General features: G+C 38.9%; 19 protein-coding genes. 12 read left to right on the top strand and 7 right to left on the bottom strand.

Annotated features, from left to right (window positions below; translation table 11 throughout):
• Positions 1-58: 58 nt before the first annotated feature.
• Together ACN6NE_RS18555 and ACN6NE_RS18560 are read left to right on the top strand one after the other, a co-directional pair.
• Positions 59-487 (top strand): MarR family winged helix-turn-helix transcriptional regulator, encoded by a 429-nt coding sequence (locus ACN6NE_RS18555; protein ID WP_129707336.1) that lies wholly within the window; start codon positions 59-61, stop codon positions 485-487.
• A 45-nt stretch (positions 488-532) separates the two neighbouring features.
• Positions 533-730 carry a helix-turn-helix domain-containing protein gene (locus tag ACN6NE_RS18560; RefSeq protein ID WP_474326435.1) on the top strand — a complete coding sequence of 66 codons (198 nt, stop codon included), beginning with the start codon at positions 533-535 and terminating at the stop codon, positions 728-730.
• Positions 731-759: 29 nt separating this feature from the next.
• Here ACN6NE_RS18560 and ytzI read toward each other — a convergent pair whose 3' ends face one another.
• Positions 760-894 (bottom strand): YtzI protein, encoded by a 135-nt coding sequence (gene ytzI, locus ACN6NE_RS18565; protein ID WP_474326437.1) that lies wholly within the window; start codon positions 892-894, stop codon positions 760-762.
• Between the two features lie 128 nt (positions 895-1,022).
• On the opposite strand from ytzI, the gene ACN6NE_RS18570 reads away from it, so the two are divergent.
• Complete coding sequence (locus ACN6NE_RS18570) at positions 1,023-1,190, top strand: YfhD family protein (RefSeq protein WP_129707342.1); 168 nt, start codon at positions 1,023-1,025, stop codon at positions 1,188-1,190.
• Positions 1,191-1,302: 112 nt separating this feature from the next.
• On the opposite strand, the gene ACN6NE_RS18575 is transcribed toward ACN6NE_RS18570, so the two are convergent.
• The 4 genes from ACN6NE_RS18575 to ACN6NE_RS18590 form a co-directional block, all read right to left on the bottom strand.
• A complete protein-coding gene (locus ACN6NE_RS18575) occupies positions 1,303-2,310 on the bottom strand; it encodes a FecCD family ABC transporter permease (protein WP_474326440.1) in 1,008 nt (335 codons plus the stop codon).
• Positions 2,307-3,317 carry a FecCD family ABC transporter permease gene (locus ACN6NE_RS18580; RefSeq protein WP_303530256.1) on the bottom strand — a complete coding sequence of 337 codons (1,011 nt, stop codon included), beginning with the start codon at positions 3,315-3,317 and terminating at the stop codon, positions 2,307-2,309. Before ACN6NE_RS18580 ends, ACN6NE_RS18575 begins: the two co-directional genes overlap by 4 nt.
• 81 nt (positions 3,318-3,398) lie before the next feature.
• Positions 3,399-4,322, bottom strand: a complete 924-nt coding sequence (locus tag ACN6NE_RS18585) for an iron-hydroxamate ABC transporter substrate-binding protein (RefSeq protein ID WP_129707348.1) — start codon at positions 4,320-4,322, stop codon at positions 3,399-3,401.
• A complete protein-coding gene (locus ACN6NE_RS18590) occupies positions 4,323-5,117 on the bottom strand; it encodes an ABC transporter ATP-binding protein (RefSeq protein ID WP_045291492.1) in 795 nt (264 codons plus the stop codon).
• Positions 5,118-5,306: 189 nt separating this feature from the next.
• Between ACN6NE_RS18590 and ACN6NE_RS18595 the strand changes: the two genes are divergently transcribed.
• The 6 genes from ACN6NE_RS18595 (at position 5,307) to ACN6NE_RS18620 (ending at position 11,019) form a co-directional block, all read left to right on the top strand.
• Complete coding sequence (locus tag ACN6NE_RS18595) at positions 5,307-6,356, top strand: NAD(P)/FAD-dependent oxidoreductase (protein ID WP_129707350.1); 1,050 nt, start codon at positions 5,307-5,309, stop codon at positions 6,354-6,356.
• Between the two features lie 153 nt (positions 6,357-6,509).
• Entirely contained in the window at positions 6,510-7,697 is a 1,188-nt protein-coding gene (gene megL, locus ACN6NE_RS18600; RefSeq protein WP_474326445.1) for a methionine gamma-lyase, read from the top strand.
• A 205-nt stretch (positions 7,698-7,902) separates the two neighbouring features.
• The gene (locus tag ACN6NE_RS18605; RefSeq protein ID WP_129707354.1) at positions 7,903-9,147 is read left to right on the top strand and encodes a Bcr/CflA family efflux MFS transporter; all 1,245 of its coding nucleotides are present in this window, start codon (positions 7,903-7,905) and stop codon (positions 9,145-9,147) included.
• A 117-nt stretch (positions 9,148-9,264) separates the two neighbouring features.
• On the top strand, positions 9,265-10,107 hold the full coding sequence (locus ACN6NE_RS18610) for an aldo/keto reductase (protein WP_129707356.1): 843 nt from the start codon (positions 9,265-9,267) through the stop codon (positions 10,105-10,107).
• A gap of 139 nt (positions 10,108-10,246) precedes the next feature.
• A complete protein-coding gene (locus ACN6NE_RS18615; RefSeq protein ID WP_129707357.1) occupies positions 10,247-10,732 on the top strand; it encodes a PaaI family thioesterase in 486 nt (161 codons plus the stop codon).
• Positions 10,733-10,770: 38 nt separating this feature from the next.
• Positions 10,771-11,019, top strand: a complete 249-nt coding sequence (locus ACN6NE_RS18620) for a group-specific protein (protein ID WP_129707359.1) — start codon at positions 10,771-10,773, stop codon at positions 11,017-11,019.
• 83 nt (positions 11,020-11,102) lie between these two features.
• Here ACN6NE_RS18620 and ACN6NE_RS18625 read toward each other — a convergent pair whose 3' ends face one another.
• Both ACN6NE_RS18625 and zwf read right to left on the bottom strand, forming a co-directional pair.
• Complete coding sequence (locus ACN6NE_RS18625) at positions 11,103-11,282, bottom strand: hypothetical protein (RefSeq protein WP_474326450.1); 180 nt, start codon at positions 11,280-11,282, stop codon at positions 11,103-11,105.
• A 158-nt stretch (positions 11,283-11,440) separates the two neighbouring features.
• Positions 11,441-12,955 (bottom strand): glucose-6-phosphate dehydrogenase, encoded by a 1,515-nt coding sequence (gene zwf, locus ACN6NE_RS18630; RefSeq protein WP_474326452.1) that lies wholly within the window; start codon positions 12,953-12,955, stop codon positions 11,441-11,443.
• A 164-nt stretch (positions 12,956-13,119) separates the two neighbouring features.
• Here zwf and ACN6NE_RS18635 point away from each other — a divergent pair, with 164 nt between their 5' ends.
• The 3 genes from ACN6NE_RS18635 (at position 13,120) to ACN6NE_RS18645 (ending at position 17,115) form a co-directional block, all read left to right on the top strand.
• A complete protein-coding gene (locus ACN6NE_RS18635; RefSeq protein WP_129707366.1) occupies positions 13,120-13,485 on the top strand; it encodes a winged helix-turn-helix transcriptional regulator in 366 nt (121 codons plus the stop codon).
• Between the two features lie 202 nt (positions 13,486-13,687).
• The gene (hxlA, locus tag ACN6NE_RS18640; protein ID WP_474326455.1) at positions 13,688-14,329 is read left to right on the top strand and encodes a 3-hexulose-6-phosphate synthase; all 642 of its coding nucleotides are present in this window, start codon (positions 13,688-13,690) and stop codon (positions 14,327-14,329) included.
• 362 nt (positions 14,330-14,691) lie between these two features.
• A complete protein-coding gene (locus ACN6NE_RS18645; RefSeq protein ID WP_474326661.1) occupies positions 14,692-17,115 on the top strand; it encodes a GcvT family protein in 2,424 nt (807 codons plus the stop codon).
• Positions 17,116-17,134 lie beyond the last annotated feature (19 nt).

Here is a 17,134-nt window from a genome sequence, read left to right on the forward strand (position 1 = left end):
CTATAGAAATCTAAAGTTCATCATAAAACATGTTGGAGAGAAAGGGGCAGTGAGGTGGATGGATCCATTGATATTTGGTGAAGAAATTCAAAGAATTTCAATATCTTTAAACAAAAAAGTAATGACAAATGTAAAAAGCCTTTTACAGCATTACGGAATTACCCCTTTTCAATATCATATTTTACTGATTGTTGAACGTGCACATACAATGCCTGTCACCAAAGTGGCAGACGAGATAAAGGCGAGCCCAAGCGTTATTACAGCATCGATTACACGTTTGTATGAACTGAATCTTGTGGAGCGCTACCATTCAAAAAGAGATCGACGTAAAGTTATGGTTGAACTTACCAACAAAGGAAAAGAAGTGATTCAAGCTGCGGAGAAAGACATGCAGCAAGGGGTTGAAAAATTGTTTGCATGCTATGAAGAAGAAGAACAGCAGCAATTTCTCATGCTCTGTCGGCAGCTAGATGAACATGTAACTTGAATTGAAGTAGAAACGAGTATATTCAGTTAAGCGGAGTGAGTGTAAATGGATAAAGAAATGGTAAAAAACATTCGGAAAAACTACAATATGAATCAGCGCAGCTTTGCTCAAGCAGTGAACTGCAGTTTTTCTTTAATTGCATTGGTTGAAGTGGGGAAGCGAAGAGTAACGAAAAACTTGGAAGACAAAATTAAGCAAGCATTTCAATTAAACGATCGTGATTTAAAATCACTGCATGGCTAATGCAAAAAGTAGGTGTGAAACGAGCGCACCTACTTTTTTTCATCTTGTTTTTTTGTAAGAGGATCTACGGTATGTTTGTAATCATAAGCTTTTAAAGTAGTAACTACGCACAGCAGTAACACAACAAATACAACGATAATAGAGAGCGTAATAATGATGATCATATAAAACATCCTTTCTTTTTCTCGTTACGTATGCTTTCGTTCTTATTGGAGAAATTCCTTCTTTCTCCACATAGTGCAGAAATGACAAACGCATACTAATAACAGTCTAGAATAAAGGAGTGTTCATTATGAATGAAAAAGAGTTTAAAAAACAATTAAAAAAGGTAGCGGATTATCCTGCATCTAAAGCAGATGGAGTGGACGAAGAGTTTTCTCGTGAATTAGCAGACCAAGATGATTTAGAAGCACAGGCTAGAGCGAATGCTGCAGATGAACGACAAAAAAATAAAAACTGAGGCTGGGATAAAAGTATTTTAGCTGAAGTGAAAAACGAACCACTAATCAAAATGTTTGATTAGTGGTTCGTTTTTAGAGTGGATTGCTGTTGTTATCTCTCAGCCTCGTTTGTTATTTTTTTAAAAGCAAATAAACAAAATAAGGAGCACCGATTACGGCGGCGATAATTCCTGCTGGTACGCCGTTAGGATCGGCAATGTTATGTCCTATTGTATCTGCAATTAACAAAAGCCAGCCGCCAAGTAAAATAGCAACGGGAATAAAAAGCTGGTTTCTCGGTCCAACTAAGCCCTTTGCAATATGAGGAGCAAGAAGCCCAATGAAAGCTACGCCGCCTGTAACTGAAACTGCTGCTGCCGCTAATGCAACCGCTGCTAAAAGCAATGTTACACGCTCTTTCTCCATAGAGATACCTACTCCAATAGCTGCAGCTTCATTTAAGTTAAAAATATTTAATGAATTCGCTTTATACAATATAAAAGGAATTAATACAAGAAGCCAAGGTAGAAGAGCCCATATAAAAGGCCAGTCTGTTCCCCAAATGTTTCCTGCAATCCATTTAGCAATAAAATCAACTTTGGCACGATCAGCTGATGACATAATCACAACCATCATTCCAGAAAGAGCCATGGAAAAACCTACGCCTGTTAAAATAAGCTTTACAGGCTGCAGCCCTTGGCTTTTACTATATGCGCAAAGATAGATAAGACCAGCTGTAAATAAGGCGCCAATGAATCCTACTAACGGAAGGGCATAGACGAAAGAGCCAGCTTCAATTGGGAAAAATAAAAAGAATACAGCAATTGCGACACCTGCCCCTGAATTAATTCCTATAATTCCAGGTTCCGCTAAATCATTGCGCGTAACCCCTTGTAAGATAGCTCCTGACAAAGCAAGAGCCATTCCGGCTAAAAGGGTAATGAGAATTCGCGGAAGTCGAATTGAAAAAAGAACGAACTCATCTGTAAAATTCCCTTTACCAAAAAGAGTAGGAAACACTTTATTATAAGCAAGCGGTGCATCACCGAGCCCCATTCCTATCACAATCGTTACAAGAATCAAAGCAGTGAGCAGAGTCATAATTATTCGTTGTTTTCTAATAAGCGCTGGGTGAATCATGAGAATGCTTTTCCTCCTTTACGAACAATGACTAAAAAGAAAGGTAAACCAATCATCGATACAATTGCTGCTATCGGTGTTTCATAAGGAGCACTTACTGTTCGGGCCAATGTATCCGCCAGCAGCATGAACGCTGCGCCAGTGATAGCGGACATAGGGATAATATAACGATAGTCGGTTCCTACTACTCCTCGTACAATATGAGGAATCATCAAGCCGATAAATACCATGTTTCCGACTAGCGCCACAGAAGCGCCGGCAAGAAGAATCATGACGATAAATAAAATGGTTTTGACTTTTGACGTTTGCTGCCCTAATCCTACAGCGACTTCTTCATTTAAGCTTAAAATAGTAAGCTGCCTAGAAAGTAGAAGGGCAATGAATATACCTCCAACAATAAAAGGAACAATGATTTGAAGCTGTTCCCAAGAAGTGCCTACCATTCCGCCAGCTGTCCACATTGATACATCTTTTGAAATTTTAAAGTAAATACCGACGCCTTCTCCGATCGCATAAAGAAACGCTGAAACGGCAGCCCCGGCTAGTACAATTCGAAGCGGAGAAAAACCGCCTCTTTTTATAGCAGCAATTCCAAATACCAAAATTGCGCCAACCGCAGCTCCGATAAAGCAAGCAATCGTAATACCTAAATAATTTACAGAAGGGATAAAGGCAATTGTTACAGCTAAAGCTGCATTTGCACCAGAAGTTAAGCCTAAAAGTCCTGGATCTGCAAGAGGATTTCTTGTCATACCTTGCATAATCGCCCCTGATACTGATAAAGCAGCGCCAACAAAAACAGCGGCAATTTCACGAGGTAAACGAATATCTCGGATGATCGAAATCTGTTCGTTTACACTGCTTGATGAAAGTGCTAGCCACACATCTTTTATTGATATATCAGCAGCGCCAAAAACCATTGAAGAAACAAACATTATGATGAATACGAGCAGCATACCTATTAATTTATATAAAAAAGGAATGAAACGCTGATTGTCTTTTTTCATATAACACCCATCTTTTCATGTAAGAATAAATTTAGTAAAACAAAGCAAGAGGAATTCTAAAAAGAATTCCTCTTGAATGAATTACTTACCAAGAAATTTTTGAGTAAAGAAATCTAATTGATAATCTAATGTGATTGGATCATTAAAATAAAATTCTTTTGCATTCGCTTCAAATACGTGATTATTCTTTACAGCAGGAATATTCTTGTACGTATTTGTTTTCTCAAATGATGTATCTCCATCTTGGTTTTTGCTAAAGATTAAATAATCTCCGGCATATTCAGGAAGAACCTCCGGTGAAATCGCATAGTACCCATCTTTCAAAGCCATTTCCTTTACTTTCTCCGGCATCTTTAATTTCATTTCTTGATAAAGAATTTCAGTTCCGCGTCCCCAGTTATCGCCAAACACATAAAGCTGCTTGTCAAAGTTCTCAATAACCGAAACCGTGGTATCTTCGCCAATTTTAGCTTTGATGTCAGATCCAGCTTTTGCCGCACGCTTTTTAAAGTCGTCTACCCATGATTGTGCTTCTTTTTCTTTATTTAAGAGCTTTCCGATTTCTACATGCTGAGTAAGGTAATCTACTTTATTGTATGTATACGTCACAGTAGGGGCAATTTTTTTCAATTTATCAATGTTTTTTGTATTGGATAAGCCAATAATTAAGTCAGGCTTTAATTCAATGATCTTTTCTAAATTTTCGTCTGATACTTCTTCAACGCCTTTTAATTTTTTTTCAAAGCGGGGATTCATTTTAGACCATGAGTCCACTCCTACAATGTTAACACCTAAAGAAAGTACGTTACCTGCATAGGAACCTAACACAACAACACGTTTCGGATTAGACGGAACTTTTACAGGGCCGTCTTCAGATTGATATGTAATCGTTTTGGATTCGCTGTTTCTTTTACTAGAATCGTTTTTGCTTTCAGTTGAACCGTTGCCGCAGGCACTGATAAGTAGTACGAATATGAGCATGAATGGAAGTAGTAGTTTTTTCATTTAGTTATCTCCTCTTAATAAATTATACGTGATACACATCGGTTTATTTGTTCTCGGATCTCGTCCAATTTCAGCATCAATATGAAAAACTTTTTTTAGAACGTCATGTGTAATGACTTGTTCACACGTTCCGGCTTTGACAATTTCTCCATCTTTTAAAGCAATGATATAATCCGCGAACCGAGCGGCTTGATTTAAATCATGAAGCACCATTACAACTGTACGCTCCTGCTCTTTGTTTAGTTTTTGCAGGAGTTCTAGCACTTCTAACTGATGTGCCATATCCAAGTAGGTAGTAGGCTCATCGAGAAATATAATATCGGTTTCTTGAGCTAAAGCCATCGCAATCCACACTCGCTGACGCTGACCGCCTGAAAGAGAGTCAACGGGACGAAACTTGTAGTCTTTTGTTCCGGTTACTTCAAGTGCCCAGTCAATCGTGTGATAGTCTTCTTTTGATAGGCGCCCAAAACCTTTTTGATAGGGAAAACGCCCATAAGATACAAGTTCTCCCACAGTTAAGCCGCTGGCACTTTCTGGCGTTTGAGGGAGAATGGCCATTTTTTTAGCGAGTGATTTTGTATGTTCTTTTGAAATGTTTTCCCCATCTAAAATAACGGAACCAGATTGATGAGAAATAATGCGGGTAATGGCTTTTAAAAGCGTTGATTTGCCGCATCCGTTTGAACCAATAATCGTTGTAATCTTTTTGTCTGGAATGTTAACGCTTAAATCTTTTACTATTAGACGTTCACCATAACTAATATGTAATTCTTCTGTATATAGGCGAACCATATCTGAACCTCCGTTTATGTTTAATACAACAAATATATGATAATGATTATCAATATCGTTTTCTTTACATACTATAATTCGAACGTTTTCGTATGTCAATAGCTATTTTTATTGTCAAAACGTTGAAGAAGATGTATATTTAAATGAGAATGATAATCAATAACGGTTGATTATAAGGAGTGAACGTGCATGACACAACATGAACTTTTTGATGTGACAATTATCGGTGGGGGACCGGCTGGCCTTTACTCGGCCTTTTACAGTGGACTAAGAGAAATGAAAACAAAGCTGATTGAATACCAGCCAAAGCTAGGCGGGAAGCTTCACGTTTATCCAGAAAAAATGATTTGGGATGTGGGCGGACAAACTCCTGTTGCTGGTGCAAAGCTTATTGAACAGCTTGTCGAACAAGGGCTGACGTTTGATCCAACTGTTGTTTTAAATGAGAAGATTGAATTGATTTCTCGCTTAGAAGATGGTATTTTCCAGCTAACGAGTTCTTCAGGTGAACATCATTACTCTAAAACCATTATCCTTGCTGTCGGAGGAGGTATTTTAAACCCGCAAAAGCTCAAAATTGAAGGAGCAGAACGATTTGAAGTAACAAACCTAAACTATACGGTTAAATCTCTGCAGCATTTTAAAAATAAAACGGTGATTGTTTCAGGCGGAGGCAATTCAGCCATTGATTGGGCAAATGAGCTAGAGCCCGTTGCTAAAAAAGTGTATATTGCGTACCGAAACAGTGAACTAAATGGTCATGAAGCACAAGTGAGGCAATTAACGAACAGTTCAGCGCAGTGTCTGCTTAATACATCTATTACAAAATTAGTGGCTGATGCTACGCATGAATTTATAGAAAAAGTTGAACTGACTAATCATCAAACCGGTGAAATTGCTTACTTGCCGATTGACGAAGTTATTATTAATCACGGCTATGAAAGAGACACAGAGCTGTTAAAGGGCAGTGAACTACATATCAAAACTATTGATGACTATTACATCGCAGGTAATGCAGCAAGCGAAACGTCCGTAGAAGGCGTGTATGCAGCTGGAGATATTCTCATGCACGAAGGAAAAGTCCATTTGATTACTGGTGCTTTTCAAGATGCTGCCAATGCCGTGAACAAAGCAAAACAATTCGTTCAGCCTTCTGCTGCTAAGGCGGCTATGGTTTCTTCTCATAATGAAGTATTTAAAAAACGTAATTCAGCATTAATTAAACAAATGATGAAGTAAAGCGAGGTGCAGTGTGCATGTCGCTTTTTTGTCTGCAGAAGACTTATCTCAACGGCAAGGCAGGGAACGAAAAAAGGAAAGAGAAATATAATAAAAGAAAACGCTTACATCATATAAATAGCACAGCGCTTGTTTGCATAAGGGGGAAGCCGTATGAAAGAAAAAAAGAAATATCAGTTTGAAACAAAAGCCATTCACGCAGGGTATGAGTCTAAACATCATTTTGACAGTTTAGCTCCGCCTATTTACCAAACCTCCACATTTACATTTTCATCGCTTGAACAAGGTGCAAACCGGTTTAGCGGAGCAGAAAATGGTTATGTATATTCCCGGTTATCTAATCCAACGGTCACCATTTTAGAAGAGCGTATGGCACAGCTCGAAGAAGGAGAAGCCGCTTTGGCCTTTGGATCCGGAATGGCTGCCGTATCAGCTGCATTGATTGGAATTACAAAAGCAGGCGATCATATTTTATGTTCCAAAGGAGTGTATGGATGCACGTTTGGTCTTCTAGAAATGCTTGAGGAAAAATATCGCATCCACCACTCATTTTCCAACTTGGAAACAGAAGACGAAATTCTTGCTGCTATAGGAGAAAATACAGCATGTATTTATATTGAAACACCCATTAACCCAACTATGACGTTAGTAGATTTAGAGTTAGTTGCTTCTATCGCTAAGCAAAAAGGAATTCCCGTGGTAGTAGACAATACGTTTTCGACTCCTTATTTGCAACAGCCGCTGAAGCTTGGATGCGACTTAGTTATCCACAGTGCAACTAAATTTATTGGTGGACACGGAGATGTTGTCGCAGGAATTGTAGTGGGGAACGAAGATATTATTTCCGGACTGCGCAAAACGACGCAAAAAGATATAGGAGGCATTCTTTCACCTTTTGATGCTTGGCTGTTGCTTCGGGGCTTAAAAACGCTGGCCGTTCGAATGGATCGTCACTGTGAAAATGCTGAACATATCGCAAAACAATTAAGTCTCCACCCCAAGGTGAAAGCAGTTTATTATCCAGGTGATAAAAATAGCACTGCTTATTCTCTTATGCAAAAGCAAATGAAAAAAGGAGGGGGGCTTCTCTCTTTTGAAGTGGAAGGCGGTTATGAAGAAACCGTAAAAGTGGTTAATCAGCTTAAGCTCATTTCCATTGCGGTGAGTCTTGGAGATGCTGAAACACTTATTCAGCATCCTGCCTCGATGACGCATGCAGTTGTGCCGGAAGAAGCTCGAAAAGAAATGGGAATCTCAAATGAACTCCTTCGCTTATCAGTTGGACTGGAAGCTTGGGAAGATATTATGAGAGATTTACAGCAGGCATTAGATAGTATATAAAAAAACAGCGCTTTAAGGATCTTAAGGATATTTCAAGCGCTGTTTTTTTATGTTAACCATATATCATTACTCATACCTTCTTCTTTGCGAGTGGAACTTTACCTACATCTTTAGACAAATGTCCTAGACAGAAGAGATGCCTTTCAATAGACTAAAGGTTATCTGTGAAAATACAATATTTAGGTAAGGAAGGTGCTCTGCTATTATGCTTCATAACCCAACTGGAAAAAAACGTCTAGGATTGGCGTTTCTTCTTAGCACGCTTGCGATATTAGGTCCGCTTAATATCGATATGTATTTGCCAAGTTTCCCTGCTATTGCTGATCATTTAGATGCGCGAGCTTCACTTGTTCAGCTTAGTTTAACATCGTGTTTACTAGGCCTTGCCATTGGTCAAATCGTGATCGGTCCAATCAGTGATGCGAAGGGACGAAAACGACCTTTACTTATCTCCATCTCTTTATTTATGATATCGTCTTTGCTCTGTGCTTTGGCTCCTACTATTACAGCTTTAGTCATCGCACGCTTTTTACAAGGGTTTACGGCTTCGGCAGGAGTTGTTCTTTCTCGCGCGATTGTCAGAGACGTTTTTAGTGGAAGAGAGCTTACGAAGTTTTTTGCTCTGTTAATGGTTATCAATGCCTTTGCGCCAATGATAGCACCAATGGCCGGAGGTGCTATTTTACTTCTGCCTTTTGCCAGCTGGCATACTATTTTCTTGTTTTTAAGCTTAATAGGTCTTTTAATTGTATTAACAATTTCAATGCGTTTAAAAGAAACCTTGCCAATTGAAAATAGAACGCCAAGTTCAATTGTTCATTCTGTTCGTACGATGGGCAGTTTATTACAAGATCGTTCTTTTATTGGATATGCCTTAATTGTCGGGCTTGTCCATGGAGGAAGCTTTGCTTATGTATCAGGCACTCCATTTGTCTATCAGGGAATATACCATGTTTCTCCGCAAGTTTTTAGCATTTTGTTTGGCATTAACGGTTTAGCAATTGTGACAGGAAGCTTTATTATTGGACGCTTTAGCGGAATTCTTCATGAAAGAAGCCTGCTTCGCATTGCCGTAATTACGGCTGTAAGTGCTACTGTCGTACTTCTTATCATGACAATACTTAAAGGGCCGCTTGCTACGATCGTTATTCCTATTTTTATTTACATGATCTCTATAGGAATGACGATCACAGGCTCCGTGACATTGGCAATGAAAAATCAAGGACATAGAGCAGGAAGTGCGAGTGCCGTGCTAGGGATGCTTCCATTAACTTTAGGGTCCATTGTTTCTCCTTTAGTAGGTATTAACGAAACTACAGCGATTCCGATGGCTGCTATTTTATTTAGTACGGCGCTTTTAGGTTTTGTAGCTTTCTTTACGTTAACTAAAAACAAGAAAGAAGCAGAAAAGTGCGAAGTTAACGAGTTTAAAACGGAGGTTTCTCCGTAATAACTTTTTTGATTGGTTGAAAGCATCACTCCTTTGGAAAAATGAGTGGTGCAAATTTATTCAAGTATTGGATAATATATGCTACCCTTAGGACATGATCGAAAGGAGTGGATAATAATGAGTAAAGTAATTCCTGAAATAACCCTTAATGACGGGGTAACCTTGCCTGCTATAGGCTTTGGTACATACAAGCTTAACGGAAATGAAGGAGTCAACGCTATAACGAGTGCGATTGATGTAGGGTATCGTCTAATCGATACGGCTTATAATTACGAAAATGAAGGCACTGTGGGACAAGCTCTCCGAAGAACACCGGTTTCTAGACAAGAACTATTCGTTACGTCTAAACTCCCAGGGCGATACCATACGTATGACAAAGCAATTCCTACCATTCAAGAATCTTTATATCGCGCGAATTTAGACTATTACGATTTGTATCTTATTCATTGGCCTAATCCTAAACAAGATCATTATGTAGAAGCTTGGCAAGCATTGATTGATGCGAAGCGCTGGGGCTTGATTCGTTCAATTGGTGTTTGTAATTTTCTTCCCGAGCATATTGAGCGCTTGGAAAAAGAGACGGGCATCTTACCAAGTATCAATCAAATAGAACTGCATCCTTTTTTTAATCAACATCAATATCGAAATTGGTATCAAGAGAAAAACATTCAAATTGAATCTTGGAGTCCACTAGGGCGGGCAAGTGCTGTTTTAGAAAATGAAACAATTAAACAAATTGCTGACCGTCATAATAAGACAGTTTCACAAGTAATTTTGCGATGGCATTATCAGCTAGGCGCCATTTCAATTCCAAAATCGTCATCTCGCAAGCGGCAGCTTGAAAACATATCCATTTTTTCGTTTTCTCTAGATGAAACTGAGATAAATATGATTTCAGAATTGAACCGCGAGGATGGAAGACTTAATAATCAAGACCCCGCTGCTTATGAAGAATTTTAACTATAAGGCCTCACTTATTTTTTAAGTGAGGCCTTTCTTCCATGATTTTTAGTTATTTAAGCTTGAAAATAGTCCGTTTAGTTCTAACGATTGTAGGAAAAAGTGTGTTAAAATATTCCGAAAAAAGGAGTGATGAACCATGGAAAAAGTAGTAAAAGCGATTCAAGACGAATATCCGGATGATTTTGCATGGTGTTACGGCTGCGGTCGATTAAATCAAGACGGCTATCAGTTTCGGACAGGATGGCTAGGTGAAAAAACCATTACCCTTTATACACCTAAGGCTGAACATACAGCCATACCAGGATTTGTTTATGGGGGACTTCTTGCATCACTGATTGATTGCCACGGAACAGGCTCTGCATCTCTTGCTCTATACCGTAAAAATGGCTACGAAATAGGAGATTCAGCAGAGCCGCCGCGGTTTGTTACCGGTTCTCTTCACGTAGATTTTAAAAAACCAACGCCACAGGGGGAAGTACTAAAAGCGATAGGAACGGTTGAAGAAATTCACCCGAAGAAGTGGAAAGTTAAAACAGAAGTATACGCGAATGACATCGTTGTCGCTACCGGAGAAGTTGTGGCAGTTGTGATGCCAAGTGCGTTTAAACGCAAAGAAGACTAAAAAATAAAAAACAGTTACATAAAAGAGGAGGAAAAGGCATGGGTAAGTGTAATTTAGACCACTCGGTAGAAGATGTACAGCAGAAGTTTAACTCCCAGTCACAATGGCTGCCAGAAGATATTCGCTCGTTATTTGATGAGTTTCTCGTACGAAATCCTTCGCAAACAACATTAAACGAGATGTTTCATTTGCTGAAGAAATATGATTTGGTTGATGAACAAGAAAGAAAAGAGCGAGATCGAAAAATCAAATGGCTGATATTAAATAAAGAAGATACGAAAGCTTAATTTTTTATCAATGAGTGACATTACTAGGTTTTAATAATAAATTTTTAATATTTTAAAAGAGGTTAAAACATAACGAAATGAATTCAATCTAAAGACGAACAACTAATATACATGAGCTGAACAGCTTGTGGCACCGCAGTTGATTTCCCTGCAAGACTTCGCTTTCCGCGGGCGACCGCTGAGTCTCTTCCTCGCATACGCTCCTGCGGGGTCTCACCTGTTCCGCTTTTCCCGCGGGAGTCTTCGTCTTGCCCTCCAATCAACAACTAGAAGCAACTACATACAGTAAATCTACGTTTACGACCACAATGAAAGATCCGAACGAGTTGGATTCTCCATCAAGAATCTCACTCCATCGTTCGGGTCCTTCTTCAAATAAAATACTTTTATCCCAGCCTCTTTTTAACGAGATTAAAAGTAATCACCACCACTTAAACCCGTCGTCTTCTAACAAATGATTTGAAGCTGCTGGTCCCATCGTACCCGCAGGATAAAAATGAAGAGGAAAGCGTTCATCATTAAAAACTTCTAAAATAGGTTGCACCCATTTCCAAGATAATTCAACTTCTTCCCAATGAGCAAAAAATGTGGAGTCTCCCTGTAAAGCATCAAATAACAGCAGTTCATAAGCTTCGGGTACTTCTCTTTGATTTGTTGAGAAATTGATAAAAATGGGTTCGATTTTATTGTCATTCAAAGGGTTTTTGCTGTTTAATTGCAGCGAAATACCTTCATTTGGGCTGATTTCGACAACCAAAAGGTTAGGAACGGCTTCTTCGTCTGTATAAAAATCCTTTAAAGGATTTTTAAATTCAATGATGATACGCGTGCATTTTTTACTCATTCTTTTTCCTGTGCGAAGATAGAAAGGCACTCCTTTCCAAAGCTCATGATCAATCCATACCCGGACTGCTATAAATGTGTCATTAACGGAAGAAGCATTGATGCCGGGCTCTTCTCTATATCCTATAACTGAATGATCTTGGATTTTCCCCGCTTCGTATTGACCTCTTATGACGTTCGAATGGATAAACTCTTTTTGCAGAGGACGAAGGCTTTTCATAATTTTTATCTTTTCCCGTCGGATTTTTGCGATATTAAGCGTCTTTGGCAGCTGCATAGCAGTCATCATAAGCATTTGAAGCATATGGTTTTGGAACATATCCCTAATCGCACCGGCCTGATCATAGTAATGCGCTCTTTCTTCTACACCAACTGTTTCACTAGCTGTAATTTGAACGTTTGCAACGTAGTGATGATTCCATAATGCTTGTAAAATAGGGTTTGCAGATGCTAAAGCTTCCAAGTTTTGAATCATTGGTTTTCCAAGATAATGGTCGATACGATAAATCTCTTCCTCTTTGAACGTTTCAGTAAGCTTTTGATTTAACACTTGAGCAGATTGTAAATCGTGTCCGAAAGGCTTTTCGATAATAAGACGTTTCCAGCCTTTTGTAGATCCTAATCCGCCGCTATTTATATTTGAAGCAATAACGTCTACAAATTCAGGAGCCACTGATAAATAGAAAAGACGATTTTCAGGAATAGTTAATTCTGCTTCGCCTTCTTGAATAGCATGCAGCAACTGGTCATATCCATCACTATTGGTAACATCCATTTTATGATAGCGAACTGTCTTAAGAAATTCTTTTATCCTGGATTCACCTTGTCTAAAGCGCCTTGAAAAAGTCTTTACTGATTCTTCTACATATATTTGAAAGGCATCATCAGACCAGTTGCTTCTACCTGTACCAACAATAGAAAAGGAAGAAGGCAGCTTTTTATCTAAAAATAAATTATATAAGGCAGGAAAAATTTTTCTTTTAGCTAAATCTCCTGTGGCTCCAAATAAGATAAAGGTCATGGAATCCACTTCTAACGCTTGTGGTGAATGAGACTTGAGACAATTATCACGTGAACGAGCTACACTGCCCAATTGATCTCCTCCTTTATTTTAACAGTCTATTGCAGTGAATATAGTCTTTCACCACCTTTACATATTAAAGTATAGCAGGTACAATTTTCCTTTATAAGTAGACACTTTATTTTCATATAGTGTCTAAAACTATACTATTACGCATAAAAAGGGAGGAAAAAGGATTGAGCAGACTTTTTAGCAAAACGTTTAACTGTGAAAAGGAATTAACGTTAACGATTATTGGAGGCAAGTGGAAAATGTTGATTATGTGGCACCTGGGAAAAGAAGGGACGAAACGATTTGGTGAGTTAAAGTCCATGATGCCGGGAATTACTCAGCGAATGTTAGTAAGTCAGCTGCGAGAATTAGAAGAAGATCAAATCGTTCACCGAAAAGTCTATCCGGTTGTACCTCCCAAAGTTGAATATTCCCTGACTGAACCCGGAAGAAGTCTGATGCCAATTCTTGAGAGCATGGACGAGTGGGGGAAAAATTATATGGAAACCTTTATGGAGCCTGAAATGGATAATTCCACACATATGGGATAAAATCTTTTCCTGAGAAGGCTATAAGTTGCTATCTATATTCAGAATTTTCAAAAATAAATATAAATAATAAGCTGCGCTGAAGTGTTCACAGTATATTTTTAGTGACTATATGTTTTGAAAGTGCCTACTTTTTTTTTGAAAGTAACGGTTTTACAATGAATTCATGCTAGACAACCCCATTTAATGAAGGAGTGAAGTAGGTATGGAACTTCAATTAGCATTGGATCTTGTAAATATTTCAGAGGCAAAAGAAGTAGTGCAGGAGGTTCAAGAGTATATCGATATTGTAGAAATTGGAACTCCAGTTGTGATTAACGAAGGGCTAAAAGCAGTCAAAGAAATCAAGGAAGCCTTTCCATCTTTAAAGGTATTAGCTGATTTGAAAATTATGGATGCAGGTGCTTATGAAGTAATGAAAGCTTCTGAAGCGGGTGCTAGTATTATTACCATTCTTGGCGCTACTGATGATTCGACTATAAAAGGCGCTGTAGAAGAGGCCAAAAAACAAGGAACACAAATTCTTGTTGATATGATTAATGTAAAAAACCTTGAACAACGTGCAAAAGAAGTCGATGCACTCGGTGTTGACTATATTTGTGTACACACAGGATATGATCTTCAAGCTGAAGGAGAAACCCCGTTCGATCAGCTTCAAACGATTAAACGAGTTGTGAAAAATGCAAAAACAGCGGTGGCAGGGGGCATTAAACTGAATACACTTCCTGAAGTTGTGCAGTCACAGCCTGATCTTGTGATTGTAGGCGGGGGGATTACAAGTGAAAAAGACAAAAGAAACGTTGCAGAAGAAATGAAAAAAGTAGTCAAACAAGCAACTTTGGTCTAAAAATAAACAAAAGTATTTAAGCCTTCAAAATCAATTAATCGGTAAATGGTTTAAAAAGAAGATAGCTAAGTTATTTTAGCTATCTTCTTTCCGTCATTTTTAGTATAACCATTTATTGATAAGAGTCATTTTGACAGATAGATAGTTTCTTTAAAATTCGTTATTCGAAAGAAAAAGACGGCGGTTTTTCTGGGATTTTAAAGTTAAGAAAGCGTTATCCGAACATTAGCGGACGAAAGTCCAAAAAAATCTATGTCACACTTTTTAACAAAATACTTTGAAAATTAGGAAAATTAAAAATATAATTGACTATCGACAATATTTAACATCTTTGAATTAAAAAAGGAGGGAGATATGTAGTGATGGAACATAAGAGGATAGTAGTAATAGGCGCTGGAATTGTCGGGTGCAGCATTGCCTATTATTTAAGTAAAATGGGGCAAAGAAACATAACAGTGATTGAGCAAGGCCCTTTGTTTGAAACGGGAGGATCTACTTCTCACGCTCCAGGGCTTGTATTTCAGCTTAGCTTTTCAAAAATCCTGACAACACTAGCTTCTCAAACAGTCGAGACCTTTAAAGAATTGAGTACAGATGCACAGCGCTCTTTTTACCCGGTCGGTAGTTTAGAAGTTGCCCGTACATCCGAGCGATTAGAAGATCTAAAGAGAAAGGCTGGTGTTGCCAGATCATGGGGCATCGAAGCTTTTCTTCTTTCACCGCAGGAATGCGCGGAAAAAAATTCGCTGATTTGTCCTGAGCGTATTTGCGGAGGTCTCTATGTTCCGTCAGACGGTATTGCCAAACCTTTGCATGCCGTTGATAAAATGACTCGTTTTTCTAAAGAGTGCGGAGTAGAATTTTACGGTCATACAGAAGTGACGAATATTGAAGTGAAAAATGGTCAAGTAAAAGCAGTGTACACGAGCACTGGAAAATTTGAAGCAGATGTAATCGTGTGCTGTGCCGGATTTTGGGGACCTCGCATCGGAGAAATGGTCGGTGTAAAGATTCCTCTTCAGCCAATGGCTCATCAATATGTGTTTACAAATGATTTACTTGAATTAAACGGAGAAACGGAAGAAGCCGCGACTCCTCTTATTCGAGATCAGGATAATGCAATTTATTTTCGTCAGGTAGAGAAAGGGCTTGGGATTGGATCATATCAGCATGAGCCGTTTCCAGTCGAACTCAGTGACATTACAAAATACGGAGAAACAAAAGAAATGCCTTCTATCAAACCTTTTACGTCGAAGGATTTTGAAAAGCCATGGGAAGATGCAGTGGAGTTAATTCCGGCATTAAAACAAGCGGGGATAAAAAAAGGAATGAACGGTATCTTTTCCTTCACACCCGATGGGATGCCGGTGCTTGGAGAATCACAAGAGGTAAAGGGATTTTGGGTAGCAGAAGCCATATGGGTAACTCACTCTGCAGGTATCGCTAGGCAAATGGCTGAATGGATGATGAATGGTGCACCGACTGTGGATTTAGAGCTATGCGATATTAATCGTTTTGATACGTATGCATGTAGCCCTGCTTATTATAAACAGAGGTCCATTGAAGAGTACGAAGAAGTTTATAGCATTCATCATCCATTTATGCAGCGAAAAGTATCGCGAAACATGCGCGTAAGTCCATTTTATATGCGTCAGCAAGAACTAAAAGCGTATTTTAACGAAAAAGCAGGTTGGGAGCAGCCGCAGTGGTATGAAGCTAACTCTTCCCTTATATCTACTTATGAAAAGGTAATGGCAATAAGGGATGGGTGGTCCGCTGAATATTGGTCACCGATTATTGAGGCTGAACATTTGCATACTCGTCAGTACGCAGCGCTTTACGATACAACGGCAGCAAAGAAAAGGTTAGAAATTAAAGGAGAAGGATCCCTCCAGTTTTTACAGAAGCTAACGACAGGAAATATAGACATTACAGTAGGTCAAAGCATACGTACGTGTATGTTGCATGAGCTAGGCGGCATAAAAGATCAAATAACGGTTATTCGCAAAAATATATCCACTTTCTTGATTGTTTGCACGGGAGCTGTAGAAGCAAGCTGGATTCAAAAACACGTGCCTCAAGACGGTCAAGTTGTTTTTCAAGATGTAACGTCAGGGACATGCAGTATAGCATTAATTGGTCCTAAATCTACAGGAGTAATGAATTCCGTGGTTCAACGCTCAGACCTTAGCAGCACTTGGATTCAAGGGCAAGCGAAAACCCTGTTTATTGAAAATAGTTCAGTTCTTGCTCTGCGTGATTCCTACGGGGGAATGGAGAGCTGGGAGTTGATTACGACTTCTGATCAAGGCCTGAATTTATGGGATTTATTAATTGAACAAGGACAGCCTTATCAGCTGATTGCCGCGGGAGACCGAGCTCTTGAAAACCTTCGAATTGAATCTTTTTCGTTAAAAAGCGGGAAAGACTTTTGGAGCGAGCATCATCCATATGAAGTTAACCTTCATGAAATGGTTGATTTAACAAAACCAGTTTTTATTGGAAAAGAGGCATTGCTTGATCGTCAGCGAAAAGATTCTGAAACAGTATTAGCGACGCTGATATTAGATGATCCTTCAGCAATAGTAATGGGATATGAACCGGTCTTTTATGGAGAAACAGCCCTCGGATTTGTGACAAGTGCCGGCTATTCATACAGCTTAGGAAAAGGAATTGTACACACTTTATTATCTCAAGCCGTACATGAAGAAATGGTTTTAGAAGTTGAATACTTTGGTCAGCGTTATAAAGCAACAATGATGACACACTCCCCAGCGGTAGTTTAATTGATCAATCGAAAGACAG

This window comes from Priestia sp. 53B2, from assembly GCF_056099005.1.

What these genes read in the sequence shown, in the direction of transcription:
- ACN6NE_RS18555 (WP_129707336.1), top strand. Translation starts at nt 59, where the DNA reads ATGGATCCATTGATATTTGGTGAAGAAATTCAAAGAATTTCAATATCT.
- ACN6NE_RS18560 (WP_474326435.1), top strand. Translation starts at nt 533, where the DNA reads ATGGATAAAGAAATGGTAAAAAACATTCGGAAAAACTACAATATGAAT.
- ytzI (WP_474326437.1), bottom strand. Translation starts at nt 894, where the DNA reads ATGATCATCATTATTACGCTCTCTATTATCGTTGTATTTGTTGTGTTA.
- ACN6NE_RS18570 (WP_129707342.1), top strand. Translation starts at nt 1,023, where the DNA reads ATGAATGAAAAAGAGTTTAAAAAACAATTAAAAAAGGTAGCGGATTAT.
- ACN6NE_RS18575 (WP_474326440.1), bottom strand. Translation starts at nt 2,310, where the DNA reads ATGATTCACCCAGCGCTTATTAGAAAACAACGAATAATTATGACTCTG.
- ACN6NE_RS18580 (WP_303530256.1), bottom strand. Translation starts at nt 3,317, where the DNA reads ATGAAAAAAGACAATCAGCGTTTCATTCCTTTTTTATATAAATTAATA.
- ACN6NE_RS18585 (WP_129707348.1), bottom strand. Translation starts at nt 4,322, where the DNA reads ATGAAAAAACTACTACTTCCATTCATGCTCATATTCGTACTACTTATC.
- ACN6NE_RS18590 (WP_045291492.1), bottom strand. Translation starts at nt 5,117, where the DNA reads ATGGTTCGCCTATATACAGAAGAATTACATATTAGTTATGGTGAACGT.
- ACN6NE_RS18595 (WP_129707350.1), top strand. Translation starts at nt 5,307, where the DNA reads ATGACACAACATGAACTTTTTGATGTGACAATTATCGGTGGGGGACCG.
- megL (WP_474326445.1), top strand. Translation starts at nt 6,510, where the DNA reads ATGAAAGAAAAAAAGAAATATCAGTTTGAAACAAAAGCCATTCACGCA.
- ACN6NE_RS18605 (WP_129707354.1), top strand. Translation starts at nt 7,903, where the DNA reads ATGCTTCATAACCCAACTGGAAAAAAACGTCTAGGATTGGCGTTTCTT.
- ACN6NE_RS18610 (WP_129707356.1), top strand. Translation starts at nt 9,265, where the DNA reads ATGAGTAAAGTAATTCCTGAAATAACCCTTAATGACGGGGTAACCTTG.
- ACN6NE_RS18615 (WP_129707357.1), top strand. Translation starts at nt 10,247, where the DNA reads ATGGAAAAAGTAGTAAAAGCGATTCAAGACGAATATCCGGATGATTTT.
- ACN6NE_RS18620 (WP_129707359.1), top strand. Translation starts at nt 10,771, where the DNA reads ATGGGTAAGTGTAATTTAGACCACTCGGTAGAAGATGTACAGCAGAAG.
- hxlA (WP_474326455.1), top strand. Translation starts at nt 13,688, where the DNA reads ATGGAACTTCAATTAGCATTGGATCTTGTAAATATTTCAGAGGCAAAA.
- ACN6NE_RS18645 (WP_474326661.1), top strand. Translation starts at nt 14,692, where the DNA reads ATGGAACATAAGAGGATAGTAGTAATAGGCGCTGGAATTGTCGGGTGC.